This is a genomic window from Ruegeria sp. HKCCSA071 (genome assembly GCF_017872555.1).
Taxonomy (GTDB): Bacteria; Pseudomonadota; Alphaproteobacteria; order Rhodobacterales; family Rhodobacteraceae; genus Ruegeria.
In genome coordinates, this window is record NZ_JAEDOX010000001.1 from 934,392 (window position 1) to 946,551 (window position 12,160).

At 60.0% G+C, this 12,160-nt stretch carries 10 protein-coding genes and 1 riboswitch; of the genes, 2 read left to right on the top strand and 8 right to left on the bottom strand.

The window, feature by feature from the left end; translation table 11 throughout:
- Positions 1–3: 3 nt before the first annotated feature.
- Entirely contained in the window at positions 4–1,215 is a 1,212-nt protein-coding gene (gene gltS / locus I9188_RS04630) for a sodium/glutamate symporter (protein ID WP_209504904.1), read from the bottom strand.
- Positions 1,216–1,226: 11 nt separating this feature from the next.
- Entirely contained in the window at positions 1,227–1,748 is a 522-nt protein-coding gene (locus tag I9188_RS04635) for a DUF6446 family protein (protein ID WP_209504252.1), read from the bottom strand.
- Between the two features lie 78 nt (positions 1,749–1,826).
- Here I9188_RS04635 and I9188_RS04640 point away from each other — a divergent pair, with 78 nt between their 5' ends.
- The gene (locus I9188_RS04640; protein WP_209504253.1) at positions 1,827–2,459 is read left to right on the top strand and encodes a MarC family protein; all 633 of its coding nucleotides are present in this window, start codon (positions 1,827–1,829) and stop codon (positions 2,457–2,459) included.
- A 5-nt stretch (positions 2,460–2,464) separates the two neighbouring features.
- On the opposite strand, the gene I9188_RS04645 is transcribed toward I9188_RS04640, so the two are convergent.
- Complete coding sequence (locus I9188_RS04645) at positions 2,465–3,397, bottom strand: glycine--tRNA ligase subunit alpha (protein WP_209504254.1); 933 nt, start codon at positions 3,395–3,397, stop codon at positions 2,465–2,467.
- Positions 3,398–3,604: 207 nt separating this feature from the next.
- On the opposite strand from I9188_RS04645, the gene I9188_RS04650 reads away from it, so the two are divergent.
- Positions 3,605–5,344, top strand: a complete 1,740-nt coding sequence (locus I9188_RS04650) for a serine protease (protein WP_209504255.1) — start codon at positions 3,605–3,607, stop codon at positions 5,342–5,344.
- A gap of 57 nt (positions 5,345–5,401) precedes the next feature.
- Here the strand turns inward: I9188_RS04650 and I9188_RS04655 are convergent, their stop codons facing one another.
- The 5 genes from I9188_RS04655 to metZ all read right to left on the bottom strand — a co-directional run bounded on the left by I9188_RS04655 (position 5,402) and on the right by metZ (position 11,947).
- The gene (locus I9188_RS04655; protein WP_209504256.1) at positions 5,402–6,976 is read right to left on the bottom strand and encodes a thiamine pyrophosphate-binding protein; all 1,575 of its coding nucleotides are present in this window, start codon (positions 6,974–6,976) and stop codon (positions 5,402–5,404) included.
- Positions 6,976–8,424, bottom strand: coding sequence for a TrkH family potassium uptake protein (locus tag I9188_RS04660; RefSeq protein WP_209504257.1), 1,449 nt, complete (start codon positions 8,422–8,424; stop codon positions 6,976–6,978). Before I9188_RS04660 ends, I9188_RS04655 begins: the two co-directional genes overlap by 1 nt.
- Before the next feature lie 59 nt (positions 8,425–8,483).
- Complete coding sequence (locus I9188_RS04665) at positions 8,484–9,122, bottom strand: hypothetical protein (RefSeq protein WP_209504258.1); 639 nt, start codon at positions 9,120–9,122, stop codon at positions 8,484–8,486.
- A 283-nt stretch (positions 9,123–9,405) separates the two neighbouring features.
- Positions 9,406–10,509 carry a GTP cyclohydrolase FolE2 gene (gene folE2, locus I9188_RS04670; protein ID WP_209504259.1) on the bottom strand — a complete coding sequence of 368 codons (1,104 nt, stop codon included), beginning with the start codon at positions 10,507–10,509 and terminating at the stop codon, positions 9,406–9,408.
- A 247-nt stretch (positions 10,510–10,756) separates the two neighbouring features.
- Positions 10,757–11,947: an O-succinylhomoserine sulfhydrylase gene (gene metZ, locus I9188_RS04675; RefSeq protein ID WP_209504260.1), complete on the bottom strand. Its 1,191-nt coding sequence runs from the start codon at positions 11,945–11,947 to the stop codon at positions 10,757–10,759.
- A 61-nt stretch (positions 11,948–12,008) separates the two neighbouring features.
- A riboswitch (SAM riboswitch) is annotated at positions 12,009–12,086 on the bottom strand.
- Between the last annotated feature and the right edge of the window lie 74 nt (positions 12,087–12,160).

Sequence of the window (12,160 nt, forward strand, 5' to 3'; positions counted from 1 at the left end):
TCCTTAGAAATTGACGATCGTCTGAATGACGATGGCATTGGCGATATCCACAAAGAAGGCGGATACAAGGGGCAGCACGATAAAGGCAATAGGCGATGGGCCATATCGCTTGGTCACGGCTGTCATATTTGCGATAGCGGTGGGTGTGGCCCCCAACGCAAAGCCGCCAAATCCGGCGGCAAGTACAGCCGCGCGATAGTTGGACCCCATGACCGGGAACAGCACCCAGAGGACGAACAGCACCGCGAACACCGTCTGCGCTGTCATGATCACGGCAATGGCCATGCCAAGCTGCGCAATGGTCCAGAGTTGCAGGCTCATCAGCGACATTGCCAGAAACGCGCCCAGCGCAAATTCCGAAATCAGCGCCAGCGATGGTGTGCGCGACACTTTCGGAGCGCCGGGAAACAGCGCGTCCCGCAGATTGGCGATCACGATGCCCATGATCAGGCAAGGCACGAACAGCGGCAGTTTCAGCCCGGCGGCAGCAATTGATTCATTCAGTGCATATCCCAAGATGATCGCCAGGTTCAGGTGCAGCAGGACGCGCATGACGGTCAGATGATCGATGCTTGTGGTGTGCCCGTCATGCTCATCCGGCAATCCGACGCTGGGTTCTTCGTCAGGGCGGTCAGGCGTCAGGCCGCGCCGTTCGACCAGCAGGCGCGCAATCGGGCCGCCAACTAGCGCGGCAAGCACCAATCCAAGGGTGGCGACGGCCACACCCAGTTCGGTCGCGCCGTCTAACCCCGTTGCCTGCGCCACGTCCGGCGCCCATGCGATTGCCGTACCGTGCCCACCGATCAGGGCGGCCGATCCGAACAACACACCGGCCTGTGCGGGATAGCCGAAGATCGCCGCCCCAGCGGCACCAATCACATTCTGAAAGACAATCGTCGCCAGAGTGAGAATCAAAAGCAAGATTAACGGCTTACCGCCCGCAATGAGGTCAGACAGGCGGGCATTCAGGCCGATCCCGGCAAAAAACAGGACCAGCAGGAAATCGCGGGCCGTCAGGCCAAAGGACAGTTCAATCCCGAATACCAGATAGAACGTCAGAACCACCAGCGAAGCCAGCAGGCCCCCTGTTACGGGTTCCGGGATGTTGAAATTGCGCAGGGTTGCCACACGGGCATTGATCTCGGCCCCGATCAGAAAGACCGCAAACCCCAGAGTGGCCGTCAGGAAATCGGGGATTTCTATGACATGGCCCACGGTCTGCTCCTTCAGTTTTCCGGGCGCGGCGGGCATTCCTCGCCCACGACGGTACCGTCATAAGCTTTTTCACCGCAATTGTTCAACGCGTGCCAGACATAGCCCTTGCCATCCGCGGAGATCGCCACGATCCGGTCGACGCCGAAGTGGATGTTCTTCACCCCCATGAACGCCCGCGCCTGCCCGGATTCAAGCGCATCCGCCAATGACACCGCATCGTAGCATTCAAACCATCCCGGTGCAGTCAGGGGTTCAGGGTTTTCGACAGGCACGTATCCAGCCATCTGGTCTGGCATCAATTCGGTTTCGAAACAGGCGCGATACCGGATCGGCGAACTGTCCGCGTCGATTGCCTGAAACCCGGAATAGGCGATGGGCTCGGGCACACCGTTCGCATCCGTCGTCAGGGCAACGTCCTGCCCCGGTTGCGGTTCGACCTCATAATAATAGCCGTAGACCTGTAGATAATACATGCCGAGGCCTGCCACGATGGCCGACAGCAGCAGAAGAATTGCCAGCAGTTTTCCCGTCATCTTTCAGACCGCCTCTTTCAAGTTCTTGTAAAATAGGACAGGTTTCATCGGGGAACAGGTAGAAACGAGGTCTACACGATGGAATCCACCTTTGCCGTCGGATTTTTCGGCGCATTGTTTGCGATCATGAACCCGGTCACCAACCTGCCGGTGTTTCTGAGCGTCACTCAGGACCTGTCTGCCACCGAACAGCGCAAGATTGCGGTCAAAACCGTGATCTACTGCCTGATCCTTGGCGGTGCCTTTGCCCTGGTCGGCAGTCAGGCGCTTGGCCTTTTTGGCATCAGCGTCAATCATCTGCGCGTCGCCGGTGGTCTGGTTGTAATGATGATCGGTCTGAACATGCTGAACGGACACGAAAGCACCTCTCATCACGGGACGAAGGGGGAAAAGGACGCTTACCCCGAACCCGACACCGTCGCCTTTTATCCGCTGGCCTTTCCCATTCTGGTCGGCCCCGGCACCATCACCACGCTGATCCTGTATGCGCACCAGATCAAGAAGCCCGTAGAAGCCTTTGTTTATGCAGGTGTATACCTTGCTATTGTCGGCCTGCTTCTGATCACGTTCTGGAACGCGGCCTGGCTGGCCCAACGCCTGTCCGACACCGCGCGCGTGATCATGAGCCGCTTTATGGGGATGATTCTGGCGGCTATCGCCGTCAGCATGATTGCGGACGGCCTGAAAGCCCTGTTGCCGGGACTGGCCTGATCGCCTCATCCGGCGCTGAACCCGGCCGCCTCGGTCTGCACAAAGGCATCCGCGCATTGCTTGGCCAGCGCCCGCACGCGCCCGATATAGGCCTGCCGTTCGGTGACCGAGATCACGCCCCGCGCATCCAGCAGGTTGAAGATGTGTGACGCCTTGATGCATTGGTCATAGGCCGGATGCGCCATGATGATGCGCTTGCCGGTTTTCGGATCGTCATGCGCCTGCGCCAGGATCGTGGCGCATTCAGCCTCGGCCTCTTCGAAATGGCGCAGCAGAACCTCGGTATTGGCGACGTCAAAATTCCAGCGGGCGTATTCCTCTTCGGTCTGTTTGAAGATGTCGCCATAGGTCAAAGCGCTGGGGGATTGCGGATCGTTGAACGGCATGTCCATCACGTGGTCGATGCCCAGCACATACATGGCCAGACGCTCGAGCCCATAGGTCAGCTCGCCCGAGACAGGCGCGCAGTCATGGCCGCCGACCTGCTGGAAGTAGGTGAACTGGCTGACTTCCATTCCGTCACACCAAACCTCCCAGCCAAGCCCCCACGCGCCGAGTGTAGGGCTTTCCCAGTCGTCTTCGACAAAGCGGATATCATGCAGATCCATGTCGATGCCAATGGCCTGAAGGCTGCCCAGATACAGCTCCTGCAAATCCGGCGGGCTGGGTTTGATCAGCACCTGGTACTGGTAGTAATGCTGAAGCCGGTTGGGGTTTTCGCCATAGCGCCCGTCCGTGGGACGGCGCGACGGCTGAACATAGGCTGCGGCCCAGGCCTTGGACCCCAGCGCCCGCAAAGTGGTTGCGGGATGGAACGTCCCCGCCCCGACCTCCATGTCATAGGGTTGCAGAATCGCACAGCCTTTCGAGGCCCAGTAGGACTGAAGCCTGAGGATGATTTCCTGAAATGAACGCGGTGCGCTGGTCGGTTCGGTCATGACATTCCCTCTGGGCGCCCCGTGCGCCCGGTTCCGGTCGGTTTGGCCCTTCCTATGCAAGGGGCCGAGGGGCGTCAACGGGGCTTTGGGCTGCGGCTGTATCTGCGCGGCCACACCACAAATTCCCCGCATTCACAGCATGGTATTTGGCAAATGAAATCGCGTATTCTGCCCCTCAGTACAAACACCGCATAACACGGGCAGACTATGACACGCGTATTTTCAGCAGTTCTTTTGTTTCTTCTGGTCGGCCTGCGCGCCGCGACCGCTCAACAAGACCCCGGCGTCTGGGTTCAGGTCGAGGCGCAGCCGTCGCTGCGCGAAGCGCAGGACCGGGCGCAAGCCTATGCCAGCACCCTGCCCGACGTGAACGGGTTTCGGCTGAACAGTGGCTGGTATGCCATCGTGATCGGCCCTTATGCACGCGGGGATGCCGAGCAGGTATTGCGCGTTTACCGGGCCGAGGGGCAGATCCCGCGTGACAGCTTTGTCGCGTTTTCAAGCTCGTTGGGGCAACAGTTCTGGCCCGTCGGCGAAAACGCCCTGAACCGCGACGCTGTAAGCGCGCCGACGGAACCGGCAGCGCAGCCGCAAGAAACCCTGACAATCGCGACCCCACAGGTTTCGGATGAAACCCGCGCACAAGCATTGCAGTCCGAGCGTCTTTTGACGGCGCAGGAACGGAAAGACTTGCAAACGGCCCTGCAAGCGGCTGGGTTCTATAATTCGACCATTGATGGTGCTTTCGGTCAGGGAACCCGCCGGTCGATGGGCGATTGGCAGCGGTTCAACGGGTATGAGGCGACGGGCGTTCTGACCACGGCTCAGCGCAAGGCCCTGATGGATGAATACAACGCGCCGCTGATCTCGGCCGGGATGGACCGGTATTCCGATGACGCGGCCGGAATTGCGCTGGACATGCCGTTGGGTACAGTCAGCTTTGACCGCTATGAGGCACCGTTCGTGCATTTCAAAAGCGCCTCGGATCTGAAGACCCAGGCCCTTTTGATCAGTCAGGAGGGTGACAAGAACACGCTGCGCGCCCTTTACCAGGTGATGCAGTCGCTTGAAATTGTTCCGCTGAACGGCCCGCGTGAGCTGGGCCGCGACCAGTTTACCCTTGAAGGGCGCGGCAATGGGATCGTTTCATTCACGCAGGCGCGGTTGGCCGATGGAATGATCAAGGGCTTTACGCTGGTCTGGCCCGAAGGGGACGAGGCGCGCCGCCTGCGTGTTCTGGCTGCGATGGCGACCAGCCTGAGCACAACGGACGCGGTTCTGGATGCCGCCGCCGGTGCGGATGCGGAACAGCGCATCGATCTGGTCTCGGGTCTTCAGATCCGCAAGCCGCGGCTGTCGCGGTCGGGCTTTTTCGCTGGTGCGGACGGCACGGTTCTGACGGTGTCGGAAGCCGCCGAAAGCTGCACCCGGATCACCCTGGAGGGGGATCAGGAGGTTCAACTGGCGCTGACGGACCAGGAGCTTGGTGTTTCGGTCCTGCGCCCTGCAAAAGCCCTTGCACCCATGAGTGTTGCTGCTTTCAGCACCACCCAGCCGCGCATTCAGTCCGAAGTGGCCGTATCCGGCTTTTCCTATCAGGGGGCTTTGGGCGCACCGACGCTGACCTACGGTCAAATCGCGGATATCCGTGGCCTGAACGGCGAGACAGGTATCAAACGGCTGGCCCTGAACGCACAGCCCGGCGATGCGGGCGGACCGGTCTTCAACGACAGTGGCAACGTGGTTGGCATGTTGCTGCCGACACCGTCAGAGGGGCGCACGCTGCCCGCGTCTGTCAGCCTTGCGGCAACGGTCGAGCGGTTGACAGAAATCCTGACGAAAGCCGGTGTTTCCGGTCTGTCGAGCGAGGAAACTACCCGGATTTCCCCCAACGAATTGAACCGGCGCGCAACCGGAATGACGGTTCTGGTGCACTGCTGGGACTGAGCCCGCGCAGATATTGAAACACCAAAGCGCCGCATGAACCTGCGGCGCTTTTATTTGTTACAGAATGTCCGGGGTCACGTGGATCAAGGTCGGGACAGGTGCATCAAACGCCGCGCGAACCGCGCTCTGCATCTCAGCCAGAGATGAAGGCGCTGAGGCGCGCGCGCCAAAAGCCTCGGCCAGTTTGCAGAAATCCGGGTTATGCGCCACCACCGCATTGGGCGCGATCTGGCTGCGCACCATGCTGTCTTCGATTTCTTTCAGCTTGCCATTGTCCCACAGGATGATCGGCAGCGACAATCCCAGTTCGACCGCAACACCCAGTTCCTGCATCGTATAGTGGAACCCGTAATCCCCGGCGATTACCGCCGTTGGTTTGCCGCGCCGCGCCACCGCTCCGCCAATTCCGGCCGGCAGACCATAGCCCAGCGTTCCGAACCCGGTCGGATGGTGCCAGTGATGCGGATAGGCCATGTCCCACACCTCTTTCGCGACATAGGCGAATTGGGTCATGTCGGAATAGATCATGGTATCAGCAGGCATCGCGGCGCGCAGCGCATCGGCCACTGCTGCAATTCCGGGCCGTTCGGCATCCACCTCGGCCCGCCACCGGGCGCGGGTTTCGGAAATTTCATCGGACAACCAGCCGGTTGCCGGTTTCAGGTTTTCGGTCGCCTGCCACAAGGCGCGGGCAAAGCTTTCGCTGTCGGTTTGCAGTTTAATCGCGGCGCGATGGTGGTCGGACAGGACTTCGGGATCAAGGTCAACCCGGATCAGCGTTGCCGAATGCCCAAGGTCGCTGCGCCACAGATCGACCTCGCCCAGTTCTGCGCCGACCGCGATGACCAGGTCCGCCGAAGCGATAACCTCGGCGCTGCCAGGGCGCGGCAGGGATGCGCCGAAGTCCAGCGGATAGTTTGCGCCTGGCAGCCCGCGCCCTGCATAAGTGGTAAAGCAGGCCGCCCCTAGCTGTGTCAGAATCTGCCGCCAGTCATTGGATTTGCAACCACCCCCCAGAATGAACAGCGGCCTGCGCGCAAGGTTCAGCATCGAGACAACCGACGATACGTCGGGTGGCAACGCCTTGGTGCGCAACGCGGGCTGGTTGGGGAAAGGTGCCGGGTCAGCCTCGGCCTGCAACTGCGCGATAGTCACCTGAATATGCTTGGGACGCGGGCGCAACAGCTCGAATTCTTCAAAGGCGCGTTCGACCAGTGCATAGGCGGCCTCGGCCGAGTTGGCCCGTGCCGACCAGTCGGCAACGGTTCCGGCCGCAAGACACTGGTCCTTCATCTGGTGCAACTGGCCGCGCAGGGCCTGTGTTTCATCAAGGCAGGACGACACCACCAGCATCGGCACCGAGTCGCTGTAGGCCTGCCCGATTGGCGTCATGATGTTGCACAGGCCGGGTCCGGTGATCACATAGGCAACCCCCGGCTTGCCGGTTGCGCGGGCATACCCATCGGCCATGAACCCCGCCCCCTGTTCGTGCCGGGCCAGAACATGTTGGATGCCAGCTTCTTCGATGCCGCGATACATTTCCTGATTGTGAACGCCGGGTATGCCGAAAATCACGTCCACGCCACGATCCTTGAGCATATGCGAAATCTGCGCGCCAAGGGGTCTTTTCATCAGCCTCTCCAGAATTGAACGGTGAAGATCGCGTAAACGGCCAACAGCTCGAGCCGCCCCACCAGCATCCCGATTGTCAGCAACCATTTGGCCGTGTCGTTGAGATTTGCGAAATTGCCCGCTGGTCCGATCTGATCGCCCAGACCGGGACCGACATTGGCCAGCGCGGTCGCCGCCCCGGAAACGGCTGTGATGAAGTCCAGACCGGTCAGCGCCAGCGCCCAGGACAGCACGCCCATCGACAGGACAAAGAACATGAAAAAGCTCATTACCGAGGTCAGAACACCCTGCCCCACGGGCCGCCCATCGTAGAGCGGCACGAACACGCCATGTGGAGACCTGATCCGTTTGATCTGGCTTTTGATCGAGGCAAACAGCAGCTGGTAGCGGAATATCTTGATCGAACATGCGGTCGATCCTGCGCAGCCGCCAATCAGGCCGATCAGGAAGAACATCATGATCGGAAAGCTGCCCCAGCCCATGTAATCGACACTGGCATAGCCGGTCCCCGAGATGATCGAGGTGATGTTGAACAGAGATTCCCGAAATGCCTGTTCCCAGTGATGCGGAAAGACCGATGTCAGGAATATCGACATGATGATGACCAGAACCAGAATGGTCGCCAGAAACGCGCGAATTTGACTGTCTTTCCACAAGGACGCTGTATGGCCGTTTGCCAGCTGGACATAGCGCACGAAAGGAAGCGCCGCCAAGATCATGAACACCGACGCCGCATATTCGGCAGGCCCCGAGAATGTTCCGAACGAGGCGTCATAGTTCGAGAACCCGCCCGTCGAAAGCGTTGTCAACGCATGTACCAGCGCATCGAAAAAGTTCATTCCCAGACCGGCGTAAACCAGCGCGCAGACCAGTGTCAGGAAAACATAGATGAGCGAAATCTGACCCGCGATCTCTTGCGCGCGAGGCAGAATTTTCCCCATTGTTTCAAAGCCTTCCGAGCGGAAAATCTGCATGCCACCAACGCGCAGCTCGGGCAGGAACACCATGGCGACGACAATGATCCCGATGCCCCCCAGCCATTGCAGGATACCGCGCCACAGCAAAAGCCCCTGCGGTAGCGTGTCCAACCCGGAAATCACCGTTGAACCTGTAGTTGTCAGGCCGGACATCGCCTCGAAATACGCATCGACAAAGCGCAGCTCGGTTTCACCGAACAGAAACGGAATTGCCCCAAACAGGGGCAACGCCGCCCAAACTCCGGTTGTCAACAGGAAGGTCTGGCGGATGGTCAGCCCTTCACCCACACCGTTCGAGCAGCTCATCGCCAGAACGGCCCCGGTCAGCGTCGTGATAATGGCGCTTTCCAGAAATACCGGCCATTCGCCGCGCCCCTCGATCAGGTCCGCGAGCATAGGCAGCAGCATGGTCGCCCCAAGAATGGCGACCAGCAAGCCAATCACATATCCGACCGGGCGAAGATCCATCATGACGCGCAGGGTTGGCGTGCCAACCCGACCGTGTCAAGCAGATGATCCCGGTTTACCCGTCAGTTTTTGACATCTGCTCCGGGCATCACAGGTGGTTTGGACGGGGCGCGAGTTTTTCGCGCCTGCGGTTTGCGCGGTTCCGTCGCCGGGGCTGGTTTCGCCTGCACCTTGGCCGGGGCAGGATCGACCGGTGTCGGCTTGACCTGCGCTGCCTGAACAGGCGCCGGTGCCGCAGGGGCGGGATTGGGTGTTACGGGTGGCACGGTTGCGGTCGCAGGTGTCGCCGAGGATTCAACAGGCTTCACTGCTTTTTCATCATTAACCGCTGGTGTCGGTTTGGCTGCCGCCGGGGGGGCTGCCTTGGGCCGCGGACTGGCTGAAAACTCAACCGATTTGGCCGTCGGCTTGGCCGGCGCAGGTTTGCGGGCCAGCTTTTTCTTGGCCGTTGACGATTTCACCGGTACGCGTTTCGTGCGCGTCGCGGCGGGTTTGGGTTTGGCCGCCGGTTTTTCCGCCGGAGCTTTCACCACTGGACCCGGTGCTGATGCTGCCAGGTGCAGAGCGTGGACCGGCACCATCGGCAGTTCAAGTGCCGAACGGGTCATGATCTGTGCGATCTTGATCTGGTTGACGATCGCATAGCCAGCCATGCGTATAGCCGCGGCCTGAAGCTCCAGCGGTTGGGTAATCGGATTCATTCCATAGATCTCCTGTGAAAACGATGCAGCCAGAAAAGTAAGGGTAAAGCGCCCTGCCCGCTCGGGGGGTCCGGGCGGAGGTTGGGGTCTTGCAGTCCAAGGCGTCTCACGTCTCGGCTTCCTTTCGGGTGACACACCATTGAGCGCGCCGGTGTGCCGAAGCTGCATTCCCCGTCAGGATACAGGAGTTTTTCGCGCAATTGCAGCATTTTTGCTGCGCTGCGGCGAATGAGCGCCGATCAGGTAAATCTCTGATTAAATTCTAGCCACTTACCCGAGACGTTCAGCCAACGTGAAACAGGGTCGTGAACAGTTTCGGGTCAAGGCTGGACGCGGCGAAGGTTGGGCCTTCGGTCAGAATCGACACGGCGTCATGGCTGTGCAGGCTTTCCTGATGGCTTGCGACAACGCGAAAATCACCGACGTGATGATCTGCCAGCAACTCGGCGCAGAACAGGCGCGCGGCATCTTCGACGAAGATCGGATTGGCTGCGTTCAATTCGGCAAAAGCCTGTTCATCTTCGCGCTTCACCATCACCTGCGTTTCCGTCGGAACCGCGCGGCGGCACAGCGCAATCAGGTCTTCAAACCACAGGCAATCCGCATCACAGTCCACGACAACCGAGATCCGTGCGACGGAGCGCTGCGAATGCGGCGTCGCCAGCTGACCGCGCATCGACCGGGCATGTTCGCTGAGTTCCAGCGAACAGGGGCAGGTTGAGGAATAGACATAGTCAAGGTGCATGATCTTCTGACGCACACCGTTCTGTTCGACCAGTTCCAGCGCGATATCGTAATACTGATACCCCTCAAGGCCCGAGCGCAGGCTTTTGATCCTGTCCGGGTAGGAAAAGCGCATCTGGATACGGGCGTCGAAGCTGTCCAGATCGGACATGTAATCGTCCAGGGCGGATTCCATGACCTCAAAGCTGAAGGTCCGTTCCGCATGTTTGTAGAACGACCGCATGATCCGGGACATGTTGATGCCCTTTTTCTCGGCCTCGAGGCTGACCGTGCCGGTGATCGAGGTTTCCAGAGTCAGGTCTTCGCCCTCTTTCCGGTGGAACCGGATCGGCAGGCGGAAGTTCGAAATACCCACATGTTGGATCTGCTGTTTGGCCCCACGGATCAGGCTGGACGGGCCGTTCTGCAAATCCGGCAAGGATGCGCGGTACGCCGCATCTACGGCAAAGTCATCGGGGTAAGCGCGCGAAAAGGGCGGATAGTTGCCCGCCGCCAGACCGGGCAGCAGCCGGGCCACAGCCGGGTCAAGCTGGTTTATCTCGGCTTCCGAGGCGGATTTGGCCCATTGCCGCAAAACGTTCAAAGCCTCGGCAGCCTTGTCCCGATCCGGTTTTTCATCAATGTCGCGCGGGTGAACATTCATCAGCGGCAGTTCCTTGGTTGGTCGTCGGACTATATATGACTGATGGTCTATTACCAGTCTAACCCGATACGTCGGCAATAGCAGCCCGGATTGAAAAATCCGGCGCAAAACCGTCATCTCGCAACAGTTAGCGCCTTTTGAAGGTGGGAACAGCGGGTGGCACGCCTGTCAGCCGCCCGAAACAAAATGGTCGCGTGGGCAGGCAGCCTGCCCCCCACGCACGCAAAGGGCGCGGGGGGGCTTTGGTTTATTTCTGCGATGCTTCCAACGCTTGCCGAAGGTCGGCCAGCAAGTCACCGGCATCCTCAAGCCCGACGGAAAAGCGGATCAGACCCGGTGTAATGCCCAGTTGGTCCTTCTGCGCGTCGCTGAGACGCTGGTGCGTTGTTGTCGCCGGGTGTGTCGCGATGGATTTCGCATCGCCCAGATTGTTCGAAATCACCGGGATGGTCATCGCATTCAGGAAGGCGAAAGCCGCATCCTTGCCGCCCTTGATGTCCAGCGATAGCACAGTCCCGCCCTTGCCGCCCAGTTGGGTCTGAGCCAGTGCGTTCTGGGCATGGGTTTTCAAACCGGGGTAAAGCGTCCGTTCCAATGCCGGGTGCCCTTCCAGCGCCTCGGCAATCTTTTGCGCGCTTTCGGCCTGCGCATTGACCCGCAGCGCCATCGTTTCAAGGCCCTTGAGCATGATCCACGCATTGAACGGGCTCAGCGCGCCACCGGTATGCTTGAGATAGGGTTCAACTGTTCCGCGGATGAAGTCCTTGGTTCCGATGATCACACCGCCCAGCGCACGACCCTGCCCGTCGATATGCTTGGTCGCTGAGTAGACGACCACATCCGCACCCTGCTGGATCGCGCGCGAGAACACCGGGGTCGAGAACACGTTGTCCACCACGACAACGGCTCCGACCGCATGGGCCAGATCGGCCACAGAAGCGATATCGATTACCTCAAGCGTTGGGTTCGACATGGATTCAAAGAAAACGGCCTTGGTGTCCGGGCGGATCGCCGCCTTCCACTGTTCCAGGTCGGTGCCGTCCACAAAGGTCACCTCCACGCCATAGCGGCTCAGGATGTTTTCAAGGATATAGAGGCACGAACCGAACAGCGCCTTGGCCGAAACGACATGGTCCCCGGCCTTGAGCATCGAGGTCAGCGCGCCGTTGACGGCGGCCATGCCCGAGGCCGTCGCAAAGGCATCTTCGCCGCCTTCCAGCGCCGCGATGCGCTGTTCGAACATGGACACGGTCGGGTTGCCGTACCGGGCATAGATGAACTCGTCGGGGCCACATTCCAGAAACCGGGCCTCGGCCTGTTCCGCGTTTTCGTAGACGAAACCCTGCGTCAGGAAAATCGCCTCGCTCACCTCGTTATACTGGCTGCGACGGATGCCGCCATGGACGGCTTGGGTGCGTTTGTTCCAGTTCTCGCTCATCTCATTCCTTTCAGCCTCGGGTGGAGGCAAACAAAAAACCCCAGACGCGGCCAAGCGAAAGGGGTCTTTCATCCTGACCTTTTAGCGGTGTTGTTTAGCGTGGCCCGCAATCCGGTAACAAATCGCCACGTAGTTTCAGGATCGCAATACGCCTCGGGCGGTTCGCGGTCAAGCCCGGCCTGCGCTTTGGTCACGCTTTCGTAAGCGGTACTT